The 14,868-nt window shown below is 52.3% G+C and carries 15 protein-coding genes and 1 riboswitch (1 of these 16 only partly in view); of the genes, 4 read left to right on the top strand and 11 right to left on the bottom strand.

Annotated features, from left to right (window positions below; translation table 11 throughout):
• Window positions 1–344, top strand: the 3' portion of a protein-coding gene (locus NSQ24_RS06075; protein ID WP_003391641.1) for a YgzB family protein. The gene continues 31 nt to the left of window position 1, outside the view; 344 of the gene's 375 nt are visible here — the last part of the coding sequence; the start codon falls outside the window, past its left edge; it ends in the stop codon at window positions 342–344.
• Between the two features lie 90 nt (window positions 345–434).
• Here NSQ24_RS06075 and NSQ24_RS06070 read toward each other — a convergent pair whose 3' ends face one another.
• The 3 genes from NSQ24_RS06070 to nth form a co-directional block, all read right to left on the bottom strand.
• On the bottom strand, window positions 435–2,174 hold the full coding sequence (locus NSQ24_RS06070) for a glycosyl hydrolase family 18 protein (RefSeq protein ID WP_003391640.1): 1,740 nt from the start codon (window positions 2,172–2,174) through the stop codon (window positions 435–437).
• Window positions 2,175–2,449: 275 nt separating this feature from the next.
• Window positions 2,450–2,884, bottom strand: a complete 435-nt coding sequence (gene perR, locus NSQ24_RS06065) for a peroxide-responsive transcriptional repressor PerR (RefSeq protein WP_003391638.1) — start codon at window positions 2,882–2,884, stop codon at window positions 2,450–2,452.
• A gap of 150 nt (window positions 2,885–3,034) precedes the next feature.
• On the bottom strand, window positions 3,035–3,823 hold the full coding sequence (gene nth / locus NSQ24_RS06060) for an endonuclease III (RefSeq protein WP_031933175.1): 789 nt from the start codon (window positions 3,821–3,823) through the stop codon (window positions 3,035–3,037).
• Window positions 3,824–3,960: 137 nt separating this feature from the next.
• Here nth and NSQ24_RS06055 point away from each other — a divergent pair, with 137 nt between their 5' ends.
• A complete protein-coding gene (locus NSQ24_RS06055; protein WP_227278508.1) occupies window positions 3,961–4,866 on the top strand; it encodes a complex I NDUFA9 subunit family protein in 906 nt (301 codons plus the stop codon).
• A gap of 166 nt (window positions 4,867–5,032) precedes the next feature.
• Here the strand turns inward: NSQ24_RS06055 and NSQ24_RS06050 are convergent, their stop codons facing one another.
• From NSQ24_RS06050 to bcp, 5 genes are all read right to left on the bottom strand, one after another.
• A complete protein-coding gene (locus NSQ24_RS06050) occupies window positions 5,033–5,887 on the bottom strand; it encodes a DinB family protein (protein WP_003391631.1) in 855 nt (284 codons plus the stop codon).
• A 399-nt stretch (window positions 5,888–6,286) separates the two neighbouring features.
• A complete protein-coding gene (locus NSQ24_RS06045) occupies window positions 6,287–6,835 on the bottom strand; it encodes a cob(I)yrinic acid a,c-diamide adenosyltransferase (RefSeq protein ID WP_024984685.1) in 549 nt (182 codons plus the stop codon).
• Window positions 6,836–6,989: 154 nt separating this feature from the next.
• Window positions 6,990–7,751: a class I SAM-dependent methyltransferase gene (locus tag NSQ24_RS06040; protein ID WP_251237727.1), complete on the bottom strand. Its 762-nt coding sequence runs from the start codon at window positions 7,749–7,751 to the stop codon at window positions 6,990–6,992.
• A gap of 12 nt (window positions 7,752–7,763) precedes the next feature.
• Window positions 7,764–8,816, bottom strand: a complete 1,053-nt coding sequence (locus tag NSQ24_RS06035; protein ID WP_024984687.1) for a M42 family metallopeptidase — start codon at window positions 8,814–8,816, stop codon at window positions 7,764–7,766.
• 38 nt (window positions 8,817–8,854) lie between these two features.
• On the bottom strand, window positions 8,855–9,328 hold the full coding sequence (bcp, locus tag NSQ24_RS06030) for a thioredoxin-dependent thiol peroxidase (RefSeq protein WP_003391624.1): 474 nt from the start codon (window positions 9,326–9,328) through the stop codon (window positions 8,855–8,857).
• 178 nt (window positions 9,329–9,506) lie between these two features.
• Here bcp and NSQ24_RS06025 point away from each other — a divergent pair, with 178 nt between their 5' ends.
• Both NSQ24_RS06025 and NSQ24_RS06020 read left to right on the top strand, forming a co-directional pair.
• Entirely contained in the window at window positions 9,507–10,127 is a 621-nt protein-coding gene (locus NSQ24_RS06025) for a helix-turn-helix domain-containing protein (RefSeq protein WP_024984688.1), read from the top strand.
• A gap of 137 nt (window positions 10,128–10,264) precedes the next feature.
• On the top strand, window positions 10,265–10,909 hold the full coding sequence (locus tag NSQ24_RS06020) for an HAD-IA family hydrolase (RefSeq protein ID WP_003391620.1): 645 nt from the start codon (window positions 10,265–10,267) through the stop codon (window positions 10,907–10,909).
• 89 nt (window positions 10,910–10,998) lie between these two features.
• Here the strand turns inward: NSQ24_RS06020 and proS are convergent, their stop codons facing one another.
• From proS to NSQ24_RS06005, 3 genes are all read right to left on the bottom strand, one after another.
• Window positions 10,999–12,465, bottom strand: a complete 1,467-nt coding sequence (gene proS / locus NSQ24_RS06015) for a proline--tRNA ligase (RefSeq protein ID WP_003391618.1) — start codon at window positions 12,463–12,465, stop codon at window positions 10,999–11,001.
• Window positions 12,466–12,784: 319 nt separating this feature from the next.
• Entirely contained in the window at window positions 12,785–13,390 is a 606-nt protein-coding gene (locus NSQ24_RS06010; protein WP_024984690.1) for an ECF transporter S component, read from the bottom strand.
• A 261-nt stretch (window positions 13,391–13,651) separates the two neighbouring features.
• A riboswitch (FMN riboswitch) is annotated at window positions 13,652–13,804 on the bottom strand.
• A gap of 262 nt (window positions 13,805–14,066) precedes the next feature.
• Complete coding sequence (locus NSQ24_RS06005; protein ID WP_003391613.1) at window positions 14,067–14,864, bottom strand: ABC-2 family transporter protein; 798 nt, start codon at window positions 14,862–14,864, stop codon at window positions 14,067–14,069.
• Between the last annotated feature and the right edge of the window lie 4 nt (window positions 14,865–14,868).

Below are 14,868 nucleotides of genomic sequence, written 5' to 3'. Positions count from 1 at the left end.
AAAGAATGCGTTCCTGGGGCAACTGGAGCATGGGAATCGGCATTTTGTCGATGTATACAGGCTACGCGTTTTTCGCGGGATATCTCGATTTTATCCCTTTCCTGGGAACTTTGTTGAAGGGTTCTTATGTATTTATGACTCTCCTTTTAATCATCGGTTTTTTGCTGACTATGGGGGCGACCGTTATGTTTATGATTTCCGGAATGGTCTCCACCTCGGCACCGCAAGTGGAATGCCCCTCCTGTAACAAGGTAACAAAGATGCTCGGAAAAGAAGACGCTTGTATGTTTTGTGGACAGCCTTTAAAGCTGGACGATGAACAGCCTCAGCAAAACCACACCTGAGGGGCTCGACACGAAACAAAACATCACAAAAAACCACCCGTCACAGTCAAGTGATCCAGGTGGTTTTTCGCATTTTTCACCGCTTTCCTCTTATTCCGCCGCATTCAAGCTTGCATCGATCGCTTCCCAGATAGCCGGCTGCTCATAGCCCCGCCGCCATGAGGCTACCCCCGCGAGATCGTATTTCTTTACAAGCTCCATGCGCTTTTTCATCGACGAGACATCCTCCATCCACATCTTGTAGACAGCTCCGTCAGCCGGGTCCTTGTATTCAACATAGAGCTGACCGGTTGCTTCATCCGGTTTTGGCGTCAGCTTCCTCTCTTGCACCCATTTCTCAGCCGTCGGCATCGACAATGCCTTTGACGTTACTTTAATGCTGCCATCCTGCTGTTTGGCCTCTTTCCACAAGCGCGTATAGAATGGAACGCCCAGCAGCACCTTTTCCGCCGGCACTTCTTCCAAGACTCCCTTCAGTCCGTTTTCGGTCCACGGCAGTGAAGCGACGGAACCGGCCTTCGGACTCGATGCCCAGTGCTCGTCATAGGTCATCACAGCCATGTAGTCTACGACTTCGCCCAAAGCCTTCCGGTCATAAAAGCGAGACCACATGTCACTGGTCGATTTAATCGTGACATCCACAGAGACGACCAGCCCCTGCTGATGAAGGTATGGCGTCAGCTCCCGAACGAATTGGACAAGCTTGTCCTTTTCCTCGATGTAGACATTTTCAAAATCGAGATTGATCCCATCCAAATCGTACAGATAAGCGTAGTGAAGGATTTGGGAGATGACCTTGTCACGTTTTTCATAACTGGACAAAACGGACCGCGTCCAATCCGGATTAAATCCGTTGGTTACAAGCCCCCACACCTGATAACCCCGCTTGTGGGCCCATTGGACGTACGCAGGATCAGCCTTGTTAATCAGTGTTCCTTCGGCATCGCTTAGCTCAAACCAGGTCGGGGATACGACATTCACGCCTGGCATGCTGCCGATCTCGGCCGTATTCGGATTTCGCTTGACGACTTGTTCCCAGGTGAGATTGACCTTTTTCCCTTTCGGTGTCCATAAAACAGGCAAGGATTCTGCCGGCTGTTCCAAATTGACCTTTCTTACATCCCCTTGCTCGACGACCTTCTTGGGCAAATAACCGGATATGCCGTCAGCGGACAAGACCTGGTACCACTCCTCTTCTTGTCCCAGCACGTCCACTACGGCTCCTCCCGGCAGTTCTGCCAAATAAGGGGAACGATGCGTCGGCTCTAAACGAAGCCGGACCTTCTCTTCATCCTTTAGTACATGTGCCTGCTGGATTTCGTACTCGTTTTTCTCTACGCGCAGCACCCCGCTTGTCTCATGCCGCGTAAAGGCATACGGATACAGCTTTTCCAGAGGGGCAAGCGGGATGTAGCGGTGGCCGCCAATGATGGAGACTGGCACCTGCAAATCCACCGGCTTCTTGTTCAAATAGGCCACCAATTGGCCGCTCTGCATGCGGAGAACCTTGTCCTTGGTTGTAATGATCAGCATCTTGGTCGGCTCTTCCCAATGAATGTGCGGGTCGAGGCGCTCCTGGATAAATTCAAACGGCAGCAAAATCTGATCGCCTTCCATTGCATACGGCTGCTTAAAAGGCTCGCCCTCGAAGACGATGGGACGTTCGTTTCCTAAATAGGGCAACACCTGTTCATTCGACGGCTTCAGTTCAAAATACCAATACCCAAACCCGGCAGCCAAAACCAGGAGCATCAAAAAAAGGAGCGGAGCCCTGCGCTTTCGTCTCTTGCGTCGTCTCGCTCGTCTATCCAAGGCTACTTCCAGACTCATCGACTACTCCCTCCGCTCAACCGCTTCTTGACTTGACCATATGTATAACATGCATTGACGGCTGTATTCCTCTTATCGTACCTTCTGTTCACTCTATTCACAACCTTCGAGAAACTGGAAATGGCTAAAACCTTCATTCAAAGATGACGTGGCAATCGCCAAAAGGTTACATGTCTCGCCCTAATTTGCATAAACATCTCAGCGCAACAAAAAAACACCCTCTCTCCAACGAAAGCCTGTTGGAAGCAGAAGGTGTTCTTTGAGCGACACATTCCTCAATGCGTCTTCTTTTGACAATCTTCGCATACCCCGTATACCTCCATCCGGTGTCCGGTTACACGAAATCCAATGGTTTTTGCGGCCGAAGCCTCGGCATCTCGGAGATAAGGGTAGTGGAAATCCCGGATCGAACCGCATTCCGAACAGATCGCGTGGTAGTGATCTTCCTCCACATTGGCGTCAAAGCGGCTGGACGCATCTCCGTAGGTAAGCTCGCGCACCAGACCCGCATCCTTAAAGACGCGCAGGTTATTGTAAATAGTCGCCACGCTCATATTGGGGAATTTCCCCTCCAGAGCCTTGTAAATCTCATCAGCTGTCGGATGGGTCATCGTCCCCAACAAATAGGATAGAATGGCATGACGCTGAGGTGTCATCCTTACCCCGGTGTTCTTTAGGATTTCAACAGCTTTTTCTACACGCTGTGACATTGTGCTACACCTCACAGTCTTTCGCACGATGAATGTACATGGTTTGTCAAACCCTTTGATTAGAATTACTTTAAATTAAGTGTACTTCTAATCAAGGAAAACTGTCAATATACATTCACCGGAAATCGGAATCGATGATTCAGACATTCATCAGCCCTGCGATGCTGCCGTTTTTTTCGCCGCCGGCTTCTTTGCCTTTTCCTTCGTGCCTGCTGTTCCCGCCGATTTTGACTTGGACGCCGTTTTTTTGGCGGTGGCAGCTGTTTTCGCCGTCTCTTTTGTCCGCGATGACTTCGCCTTCTTCTCTTCGGCCAGGGCGTACCTGCACATGTCCTTCAAAGGACAGATGCTGCACTGTGGAGTACGAGCGGCACAGATGCGTCGTCCATGCCAGATGAGCCAATGATGGGCATCCGACCACTTTTCCTTGGGGATCCGCTTCATGAGCTGACGCTCCACCTCGTCCACATTGTCGCTTTTGGCCAAGCCGAGGCGATTGGCAACCCGAAACACGTGTGTATCGACTGCGATGGCTGGAACTCCAAAGGCGTTGGACAAAACGACATTGGCGGTCTTTCTGCCTACGCCGGGAAGCGCCTCCAGCTCCGCATGGTTTTGCGGAACCTCGCCGTTGTACTTTTCGTAAAGGATCCGGCAGGTCTCCAGGATGTTTTTACTTTTATTTTTATACAATCCCAGCCCTTTTATATGCTCCTCCATTTCCTCTTGTGTCATGTGGAGAAAATCTTCCGGTTTATTGTGTTTTTGAAACAAGGGCGCAGTAATCTCATTTACCCGTTTATCTGTGCACTGGGCTGACAGGATCGTCGCAATCAACAGCTCAAAAGGCGAGGTATAGTTCAACTCACAGTGAGCATCTGGGTATGTTTGGTAAAGTATTTCCAAAATGTCATCTACGGGTACTTTGCGTTGAGCCAAAGCTTGGACCTCCTCTCTTTCTATTAGTATTATACGCTCTTTTGTCAATCCACCGGGAGAGCGCATCAGCAATGGAGCAAGCTGTCTATCTGGTGTACAATGGAACCTGGGAGTTTTTTACTTTAGGGGGGATATGGATGAAAGTGTTCCTGACGGGCGGTACCGGCTTTGTAGGAAAGGGTATTTTGGCAAAACTGGCAGAAGACGGACATGAGGTCGTTTGCCTGGTTCGTCCCGGTTCGGAGGAAAAATGGCGCAAGCAAAACCAGGCAAGTGAAAATGCTAGAGTCGCCGCCGGTGATCTGTTCGACCCCGATTCACTTTCCCGGGCGATGGCTGGCTGCGACGCCGTTATCCATCTGGTAGGCATTATCCGTGAACAAAAGCAAAAGGGCATTACATTTCCCCGGATTCATGTGGAGGGGACCCGAAATGTTTTGCAAGCCGCCAAGAAAGCAGGCATCCGGCGCTTTGTTCACATGAGTGCGCTTGGAGCGAGAGCCAATGCGACGAGCGGGTACCATCAGAGCAAATACGAAGCAGAACAGCTCGTGAAGGGCAGCGGCATCCCTTACGTCATTTTCCGTCCCTCCGTGATCTTCGGTCCGGGAGATGAATTCGTCAACATGCTGGCCGATCTTGTCCGTATGCCTGTGACCCCCGTGATTGGAGACGGCTCCTATCTCCTGCAGCCCGTTGCCAGCCAGACAGTAGCAGATGTATTTGTCCAGGCTCTCTCCCGAGAATCTGCTGTCGGACGAATTTTCGAGACGGGCGGACCGGAACCAGTCTCCTATGGAGCGATTCTCGACGCTATTGGCGAAGCCATCGGCAAGCGCAAAGTACGGAAAGTGCATATTCCGCTGGGATTGATGAAGCCGGTCATTAATCTGATGGAAGGTTTCTCCTTCTTCCCGATCACCAATACCCAACTGACGATGCTGCTGGAAGGAAACGCATGCTCGGATACGGAATCGCTGTACGACATATTTGACACAGAGAAAATTCCTTTTTTGCAAGGTATCAAAGCGTACTTGCGCTAAAATGTTAGCGGAATATCAACGGAGATGTTCAAACCTCCTTCCCGCCCGAGAAGACATAAAATACGGCCGGCCACCCCGAACTAAACCGAGGGCAGGCTGGCCATCGTGCTCCTCTCCCCTTTTCAAGATCTCTAACCGCTTTTGGTTCCTTTCATTACCTGGCCTTTTATACTCCATGAACCTTCCGGGTTTCAAGAATTTGCCCGATATGATGCAAAGCATGTCCCATGAGCGGCTCGATCCGCTGGCGAACGGATACGATGTGTCCCGATGACAGAGAGACCGTTCTGTCCATCGCGTCGGGCAGGTGCTTCAACAGGCCGCCGATATGAGAGCGGATCGCGCAAAACAGCTCGACCTCCGCTTGTATGCTGCGATGGGCATAATCCAATCCGGCCGCCCATACGTCAGGGTCGTAAGCATTCCCGTGAAATACCCTCCCTGGCTCCGCCAGAGCGAACTTCACCATCGCCAGCGAGGTTGCGTCCGAGTCTACCATATGTAAAACGATTTGGCGAATCGACCATTTTCCGGGAGCACGGGACAAGTCAAGCTGCTGATCGTTCAGTCCCTCCAGCGCTTTCTTCAGACGAGTCGGGGCTTCGTCGTAAAAGGCTATGATCTGCCCGTCACTCAGATTCCGCCCGCCCCAGAATGTGATCACATAGCCTTCCGGATCAGTCACACTGAGACGTTCCCAGCCCCATTCCGTTTCTACCCATTCCGCATTGTGCTGCTTTTGAGCCAGTACCCGATCGCGATATTCATAAAATGACGAAGGTGCGGAAAGATAGAAGCTCTGTCCAAGGATTGGCTGGTCAAACACTTCCGTCAAATACAAAGAAAGGTCTTTTTGCTCTGTTCCCGCCAGTAAAATCCGCTCACCGCCAGGGGCAATCAAAAATGTCAGCTGCTGCTCTCCCTCCACCTGCTCAACGTCAAATCCCATCAATCTGCGGTAAAATTCCAACTGTTCAGTAAATTTATTCGTCCGCAAGCACTTGTCCGCTTTCTGAAACATACGAATCCCTCCTTTTCAAAAATGGATTGCCTCGGGAAATGTCTGGTTCCCTTTCATGGCTTTAGAAAAGGGATGCAAGCTGCTCTGGATTAGAGAGCAGCCTCATCGGAATTTGCATCGGAATATACGTTACAAGCATGCTGCGACGTCCATCATTTTTGTATCGGACTAGAGCAGAACGCTGCCCGAAAAGCAAGCCGGAATCGGAACCCCGGCGCAAAAGCTTGGTTCAGAAGTCTGGATCGGGAGCCTGGTTCAAAAGCTTCGGTCGAAGCCTACTTCGGAAACCCGGTCGAAAGTATAGTTGAAGTATGGTCAAAAGCATGGTTCGAAAACTGGTTCAGAAGCCCGGACTGGAAGCCCGCATTGAAAGCCTGGACAGGTACACGCCGCCCTTCTCTATTCGTGCAATTGAAGCTCTTCATGCCCTGTCTCGCGATTGACATACCTCGCCACGACAAATAAATAATCGGACAAGCGATTCAAATATTTCACGACAGCGGCGTTTACCTCTTCCTGGTTTGCGACCATTACTGCCTTGCGCTCAGCCCTGCGGACTACGGTGCGGGCTATGTGAAACGCGGCGGCAGCCGGATGCCCGCCCGGCAAAATAAAGTTGGTCAGTTGAGGCAAAGCAGCGTCAAGCTTGTCGATTTCCCCTTCCAAAAAGAGTACATCCTCTTCCTGGATCGGCCATCCCACCTGTTTTCCCACAGGGGTGGCAAGCTCCGCTCCAATGTGAAACAGCTTGGTTTGAATGACGTGAAAAACTTGACGAAGTTCCTTCCATTCGTCCCCGGCAGGCAGGAGAGAAAGTGCAAGGCCAATGCTTGAATTGGCTTCGTCACATGTTCCGTACGCTTCTACGCGATCCGCAAACTTCGGGACGCGAACGCCAAACACCAGTGACGTTTCGCCCTTGTCCCCTGACTTTGTATAAATTTTCACCGTCAGTCCCCCATTCTTCTTATTTCCCCGGAAATCGACACGGGGACATCCCGCTTGCGCTTTATCCATTCGCTCCCTTGAAAGCAGTTCGGTCGCTCGAAAGAAGTTCGCTCCCTTGAAAGCAGTTCGGTCGCTTGAAAGAAGTTCGCTCGCTTTAAAGCAGTTCGGCGACTACTATCAATTCGCTGCTGGAAGAATCGAACGGCTTTTTGTCAAAGGAGCCGTAACGCTGCGTCACCTTGAACCCATTGAGCCGAAGCAAATGGTGCAGCTCGGCGGGGAAGATGTAGCGCAGCGTAAATCGCCCGACAACTCTTTCGGTCACGACACCGTCCGGTGAAGTCCGTTCATAAGTCCGAGTCACCTCGGATAGCTGCTGGAAATGGTCGTAGCGTGTGTAGTCCCACATTGCAACCTCTTCTCCCGTTTCCAATCGGAAAGTGCCGCGGAGCGACATCTTTTCGCTCTCCTCATACAAATGGCTGATTTTGGGCACAAACACATTAAAAACCAGCTTTCCTCCAGGTGCCAGGTGCTTTCGGATGCAAGCCAGCGCCTTCATCTGTTCCTGGATATACAGCAGATGCAAAAAGGAGCGAAACGGGATCATAATCAGTGAAAACGTCTTTTGCAGATCAAAGGAGCGCATGTCTCCCTGGATCAGCCGAAGGCGATCCGCTACACCGTGTTTTTCCGCCTTTTCCTGCGCTCGCTTCAGCATCTCGGACGACAAATCCAGCCCGGTGACGGACAATCCTGCTTCTGCCATCGGTATGCTGGTACGGCCAGTCCCGCATGCCAGATCCAGCACCTCGCCACCTGCATGACGAGCCATATCGAGGTAAAACTCCACGTCACCTGCCATGCCGCGCTGTGTCAAGTCGTAGTAGTCGGCCCAGCGGTACATATCACTCATAGCAAAGTCCTCCTATGCTTGCAGCTCTTCAGACTGGATGTAGGCCAGGACCAGTTTTCCCGTATTCTCCAGCGCCTCTTTGTGTGTTCTTTCATGGGAGTGAGAAGCGTCCACGCCCGGACCGATCAGGCCGTGAACGATGTCGTATCCGGCTCTCAGCGCCGCGCTGGCGTCCGAGCCGTAATACGGATAAATATCGACCTGGTAGTTGAGACCCTGCTCCTCGGCCAGGCGCACCAAATGCTTGCGCAAGCCGTAATGGTAAGGGCCGGAGGAATCCTTGGCACAGATGGACACGCAGTATTCATCTGTCGTCTGTCCGTCTCCGATCGCCCCCATGTCGACAGCCAGATATTCGACCACTTGTGCCGGAACGCTGGAATTGCCGCCATAACCGATTTCCTCGTTGTTGCTGATCAGGAAATGCGTCGTATACGGAAGCTCGATGCCGCTTTCTCCGATATGCTTGAGCACCCCGAACAAAATCGCTACGCTCGCCTTGTCGTCGATATGGCGCGATTTGATAAAGCCGCTCTCGGTAACTGTTACACGCGGGTCAAAGGAGACAAAATTGCCTACGCTGATGCCAAGCGCAGCCACGTCTTCCTTTGTTTTTACTTTCTCGTCCAGCCTGACTTCCATGTTGCTTTCGTTGCGCTCCATTTTGCCAGCTTCCCGGCCATACACATGTACAGATGCCTTGGTCGACAAAATGGTGCCGGTAACAAGTCGGCCGCTGTCTGTCTCAATCGTGCAGTGCTCCCCCTCAATGGCATTGAATTCAAAGCCGCCGATCAAAGCGAGCTTCAGCCGGCCATTGCTCTTGATTTCCTTTACCATCGCGCCCAAGGTATCGACGTGAGCCGTCAGCAGACGATGCTTTTCCTTGTTTTTGCCCGGCAGCGTCGCCAGTACCGCTCCTTTGTTGGTTTTTACATAGCTGACGCCCAGTCGATCGAGCTCGTCTGCCACCCAGGACATCACCTTGCCCGTATTTCCCGATGGGCTTGGCGTGTTGGCCAGTTGGCAAAACGTTTCTACCATATATGCAGTGGACAAAGTCATTATTTGTTCCCCCATTGATTTATTGGTTGTCCCCCGGATTACGGCCTGTGCAGCTCTTCCCGGATAAACGCGAGCACCTCCTGGACGTGCCCTTTTACCTTAACCTTGGGCCAGACCTTGGCGATGTTTCCTTCCGCATCGATGACAAAGGTCGTCCGCTCGATGCCCATGTACTCGCGCCCGTACATCTTTTTCAAGACCCATACGCCATATGCTTCCGCGATCTGATGGTCAGTGTCGGCAAGCAGCGGAAAAGGAAGTTCGTGCTTGGCGACGAACTTGTCATGGGATTTCACATCGTCGGGGCTAATGCCCAGTACGACCGTATTCAGCTTGGCAAAATCGGGATGATAATCCCGGAAATCGCATGCTTCTGTCGTACATCCCGGCGTCATGTCCTTTGGATAAAAATAGAGCACCACATTTTTTCCGCGAAAATCAGCCAGAGAAAGCTCCTGACCGTTGCTCGCCTTGAGGGTAAAATCTGGTGCAGCTTGTCCTGCAGCGACCATTTTTGATCCCGTCCTTCCACTAAAAACTGCTTTTCATTTGGTCTCATTTTACCACAAGCTTACAGCTACTTCATCCGCTTGCACGTTGCGCTTTTGCACAGAAAACGATAATATGGATGGATAGTAATGATAAAGAAATATAAAATTTGCGTAGGTAGCTGGATGGTGAAGAATGGCGATGAAAGAATTTTTTAACGTAACAGACCCGGAAGCCCTCAAATCCCTTGCTATACCAGAACGTGTAAAGATTTTGGAATTGTTTGAGGATCTTGAGCCCCGTACAGCCAAGCAGATTGCAACCGAGCTCGGGGAAAACGCCGCCCGTCTTCACTATCATGTGAAAGAACTTGTGCGCGTAGGCTTGTTGCAGCAGGTAGACACGAGAGTAAAAGGCTCGATCGTGGAAAAGTACTACGAGCCTGTAGCCAAAGTCATTCAGGTGAAGCTGCGGCTGATGATCGAGGAAAACGCACAGCAGCTGAGCGATATCATGTTTACCCCTTTCCGCACGACGGAAAAGGATCTGGTGCGTACGCTCAACCGGTTTGTAGCCAGCGACGTGGATGTGCGCAAGGAGTACAAGGATACGTTCGCTTACAACCTGACTGAATTTTATTTAAGCCAAGAAGAAAGAAATGAATTGGTTGCCGAGATTAGCGACCTTCTCCAAAAGTACAAAGGACTGAAAAATGAAAACGGACGACGGAAGTTTAAGTTCTTTGATGTCTTGTTTCCCGTTACTCCTCCTGACCCGAGTGAAGACGACGAGGACGACGACTTTGAAGACAACGAGGCATGAAAGAACTCATCTTCGCATAAGACTGAACGAACAATCAGAAAACGCAGCAGTATGCTGAAGCTGACCAGTATGCAAAAACAACCATGAAAACCATCCGCTGTGATGGTTTTCTCCATTTTTGACCAAGGAGGCTTACGATGCGCACCATTCTATTCGATTTCGACGGGACCGTAGCCGATACGCTGCCGATGATTTTCAATTCCTTCCGCTCTACCTTTCAGCACTTTCTTCAGCGCCACTACACGGATCAGGAGATCGTCGCGATGTTTGGCCCGCCTGAGATGGGGATTCTGGAAAACATGATTGCCAGCGAGCAATTGGCGGATGCCGTGACCCATTTTTACGACTTCTACGCAGCCGAGCATCAGCGCGTGTCCAATCCGCCGGAAATGATCCGGCTGCTCGACCGCTTGCAGCAAGCCGGCATTTCGATGGGGATTGTCACAGGAAAGGGCAGACGAAGCGCAGATATCTCTCTGAAAGAGTGGGGGCTTGCCCCTTATTTTGATGTGGTGATCGCCGGGGATGAGGTGACAAATCCGAAGCCCGATCCGGAGGGGATTTTGCTTGCGATGGAGCAGCTTGGTGCAACGCCCGAACAGACCATCTACGTCGGCGACAGCAACGCGGATATTATAGCCGGGAAGGCTGCCGGACTGGTGACAGTAGGAGTCACCTGGCTTCCGGTCACGCAAAAAACGGGAGGCTTTCAGCCGGAACCGGATTACGAGTTTACGGATACGGATGCGTTTGCGGAATGGGTATTGGGGCGTCAAAAATAAGACGCCCCCTTTTTCATTTCGTATTTGTTGGTCTAGCTTGGCCGTAAGCGTTCTTTCGTCGGGTTTGATTTTGGCCTGATGGCCTTGCCTTAGTAAGCCCGGGCAAACCAGACCGTGTGCATCGCCTCTTTGCCGCAGCAGATGCATGCGGATTTTTGTGCAGGCGGCTCGAACGGGATGTTGCGGGAGGTGAACTTGGTCTCTTCCTTTACCTTTGCTTCGCAGCCATTGTCGCCGCACCAGCCCGCAAGCACCCAACCCGCGATGCCGTTTTCTTTCTCGGCGGTCTCCGCGTGCTGCTTCAATTCTTCGAGCGTGTTGATCTCCAGATGCGAATGGGCATTGCGGAATTCGACTGCCCGCTGGTACATGTTTTGCTGGATTTCCTCAAGCAGGTTTACGACCGCCTCTACTGCATCCGCAAGCGGAGCCGTGATCTTTTCCCCGGTATCGCGGCGGGCCAGAATGACCTGACCGTTCTCGACATCGCGCGGACCGATTTCCAGACGGATCGGAACGCCGCGCATCTCCCATTCGTTGAATTTCCAGCCGGGAGTCTCCTCGCGCAGGTCAGCCCGGACCCGTACGCCTGCCGCTTTCAACTGATCAAAGAGCGGATCGAATGCTGCCATCACCCTTTCACGCAGCTTTGGCGGTCCAACCGGAATCATCACGACCTGCGTAGGCGCTACACGAGGCGGCAGCGACAGCCCCCGGTCGTCCCCGTGCACCATGATCATCGAGCCGATCAGGCGGGTAGAGGTCCCCCAGGATGTCGTATGCACGTATTTGAATTGATTGTCGCGGTCCAAGTACTTGATCTCGAAGCCCCGCGCAAATTTTTCTCCCAAATAGTGCGAGGTGCCGGCCTGTACGGCCTTGCCGTCCTTCATCATCGCTTCGATGGAGTAGGTGTCGACAGCTCCAGCAAACCTCTCGCTCGGCGTCTTTTGCCCCTTCCAGACCGGGATCGCGAGCAGTTCCTCCACGACCTCGGCGTAAATGTCCAGCATCTGCATCGTTTCCTGACGGGCTTCCTCCTCTGTGGCATGGGCGGTGTGTCCCTCCTGCCACAAAAATTCGGAGGTGCGCAGGAACGGCATCGTCCGCTTTTCCCAGCGGAATACATTTGCCCACTGATTGATGAGTACCGGCAAATCTCTGTAGCTTTGAATCCATTGACTGTACATATGGCCGATCATCGTCTCCGAGGTCGGCCGCAGCGCAAGGCGCTCCTCCAACTGTTCCCCCGCAGCTTCCGTAACCCATGGCAGTTCCGGGTTGAAGCCTTCTACGTGCTCTTTTTCCTTCTGAAAAAAGGATTCGGGAATCAGCATCGGAAAATAGGCATTGCGGTGGCCGGTTTCCTTGAACCGCTTGTCCATCGCCTCCTGGATCCGCTCCCACAGCTCAAATCCGTCCGGCTTGAAAACGATACAGCCGCGCACAGGCGTATAATCCATCAGATCCGCTTTTTTGATCGTGTCGATGTACCAGCGCGAAAAGTCTTCAGACTGCGGCGTGATTTCTTTGACAAATGCTTTTCCTTCTTTCAATGCCCTTCACTCCTTCATGAGCTTCTTTTCAAAAACGCAAAAAACCCCCATCCCAAAAAGGGACGGGGGAAACTCTCCCGCGGTACCACCCTGATTGACCGCTGCTGCCACAAGCATCTGCGATCCGCTCTGACCCGTTAACGGAGGGAATCCGGCATGGCTCGTCGCCAGCAGCTCCAGGATGGGGAGCAGGTACATTTGTGCATCGACCTTTCAGCCAAGGGCCGACTCTCTGCGCCACATTCGCTACCTGCGGGTCCTTTCACAGCCATTTTCGCCTGTTTCTTGGGCAATATGGTAGCAGACCCGCCGGGCAATGTCAATTTCTTGCATAAAGGCTGAGTCTCGGTGCCAGCTTCACGTAGAGCGGATAAGCGACTACGGAGACCATGATTCCTTTTATCAGGTTAAACGGCACGATGCCGTACAGGATCAAAGACCATACGCTCTCAGCCTGGAATTGCGCGACCAGCTGCTCCAGCGACACCTGATACAAAGCCGCATAGGCGGGCAGCAGGAAGTAGGCGTTGGCTACCGCCATGACAGCCGTCATCAGTACAGTACCGATAGCAAGACCGGCCATGAAGCTCATTTTCCCCTGTTTCATCCGCTGCAGCCAAACCGCTGCGACGATGAAGCTCGCACCCGCCACTACGTTGGCCAGCTCGCCGATCAAAAGGCCGTCCGTATTTTTAAACAGCATGTGCAGCGCATTCTTCATCACTTCGACGATAACGCCTGCCATTGGGCCGTAGAGCAAGGCGCCGATCAATCCGGGCAGCGTACTGAAATCGAGCTTCAAAAACGTAGGCATGAGCGGCACCTGAAATTCCAGGTACTGCAAGACAAATGCGACCGCCGCCAGCATGGGAATCGTCACCAGCCGCTGCGTCGCTTGCGATGTGGGAATCGCGGTTCCTTTCATCTGTACCATCTCCTCATTGGTTTCTTCCTTCTTGAGGAATGGCAACAGCATACACCCGGACGTGCCCGCGTTCGGTCCTTGCACAGCAAAAAGCCCTGAGAAACAACATCTCCTCAGGGCTTTGGCACACATGCAAAGACAACGAAACAGACCTGTGCTCTTAAAAAAGGGTACGTAAACAGAAGGGCCGAAAAGCGGCACCCAGCCCGTCGTGCAATACCCATGCACAAGCAAACAAGCACGCACAGCGTACGTACTGTCGTCATCCTTCTCCCATCCAGACTGTACTGTCGGCTCTGGATTTGCACCAGATCCTGCACTCCGGAAGCTTTCGCATCGCGGAGGCTCGCGGGCTTACGCGCTTTTGGCGCGATCACCGCCGGTCGGGAATTTCACCCTGCCCCGAAGGAATGTATGTGATTTTACATGGATATTATACAGTGCCGCACTCGGATTTGACAATGCTGGAAGTGTTCCCTGCTATGGTCGTTGCGAATCTCCTGCGTAGCTCCCATCGCTTTTGGGAAACCTGCCGCAAATTTCGGCTATCATTTGCGGAGCAAACATGATCAGCCAGGGGAACATAGCGAGGTAGAAAGAAAGCAATTTTTCCCAATACGACAAAAGCATGCAAAAACCCTCCCCCAAGACGGAGGAGGGTCAGGCAGCAAGCCGATTACGACCCTGCTCCGCTGTATTTGCGCACACCCCAGTTCCAGACGACCAGTCCGATGCTGAAAAAGACGATTCCCACGACGGGAGTAAACGCCGCATACGCGTACCACGTTTCCTTGCGGAGAAAATACGCCGCCGGATACACGCCGACAAAGGCAAAGGGCAGCACGTACGTGAGCACAAACCGGATTACCTTGTTGTACACGTCGACCGGGTAACGCCCATACTGCTGAATATTCCAGATCATCGGCGAAATCCCTGTCCGGGAATCGGAGAAAAAGCTGATGGCCGCAATGGCCGTGTAGACCCCGCCATAGATCAGCATGCCGCTGACGACGAGACCGACAAACAGGAACGGGTCGTACCACGTAAAGGACAAATCCAGCTGAATAGCCGCATAGCCCATAATGATCAAACCGGTGATGACGCCAAAAATCCGGTCCGGTGCGATCGACTCAAGACAGACCTGTGCGAGATTGTGCAGCGGCCTGGTCAGGACGCGGTCCATCTCTCCGCGAATAATGTACCGCTCGTTGAAATCCCAGAAGCCGAAAAACATCGAAAACAGCGCGTACGGGATGAGGAAAAAGCCGTAAATGAAAATAATCTCGTCGCGCGTCCAGTCATTGAGCAGCGGCACGTGCTGAAAGACGACGACGATAAACACGAGGTTGATCAGCTCATTGATCAGATTGGACACGAGCTCCCCGAAAAAATCAGTCCGGTACGCGAGACGCGTTTTGAAATACTGTCCCAAATAAGTGGCAAAAATGCCCAAGACATGCTTGATTTCACCCATTGCT

Origin of the sequence: Brevibacillus sp. FSL L8-0520 (assembly GCF_037963895.1) — a bacterium.
In the GTDB taxonomy this organism is placed as follows: domain Bacteria; phylum Bacillota; class Bacilli; order Brevibacillales; family Brevibacillaceae; genus Brevibacillus; species Brevibacillus borstelensis.
This window is presented reverse-complemented; position numbering and strand designations above follow the sequence as displayed.

Bases quoted from the DNA above. Each gene is read 5' to 3' on its own strand.
- NSQ24_RS06005 (WP_003391613.1), bottom strand. From the start codon at position 14,864: ATGGGTGAAATCAAGCATGTCTTGGGCATTTTTGCCACTTATTTGGGA.
- NSQ24_RS06055 (WP_227278508.1), top strand. From the start codon at position 3,961: ATGAAAGTGTTCCTGACGGGCGGTACCGGCTTTGTAGGAAAGGGTATT.
- NSQ24_RS06070 (WP_003391640.1), bottom strand. From the start codon at position 2,174: ATGAGTCTGGAAGTAGCCTTGGATAGACGAGCGAGACGACGCAAGAGA.
- NSQ24_RS06025 (WP_024984688.1), top strand. From the start codon at position 9,507: ATGAAAGAATTTTTTAACGTAACAGACCCGGAAGCCCTCAAATCCCTT.
- perR (WP_003391638.1), bottom strand. From the start codon at position 2,884: ATGTCACAGCGTGTAGAAAAAGCTGTTGAAATCCTAAAGAACACCGGG.
- NSQ24_RS06040 (WP_251237727.1), bottom strand. From the start codon at position 7,751: ATGAGTGATATGTACCGCTGGGCCGACTACTACGACTTGACACAGCGC.
- NSQ24_RS06035 (WP_024984687.1), bottom strand. From the start codon at position 8,816: ATGACTTTGTCCACTGCATATATGGTAGAAACGTTTTGCCAACTGGCC.
- NSQ24_RS06050 (WP_003391631.1), bottom strand. From the start codon at position 5,887: ATGTTTCAGAAAGCGGACAAGTGCTTGCGGACGAATAAATTTACTGAA.
- NSQ24_RS06010 (WP_024984690.1), bottom strand. From the start codon at position 13,390: ATGAAAGGAACCGCGATTCCCACATCGCAAGCGACGCAGCGGCTGGTG.
- NSQ24_RS06020 (WP_003391620.1), top strand. From the start codon at position 10,265: ATGCGCACCATTCTATTCGATTTCGACGGGACCGTAGCCGATACGCTG.
- bcp (WP_003391624.1), bottom strand. From the start codon at position 9,328: ATGGTCGCTGCAGGACAAGCTGCACCAGATTTTACCCTCAAGGCGAGC.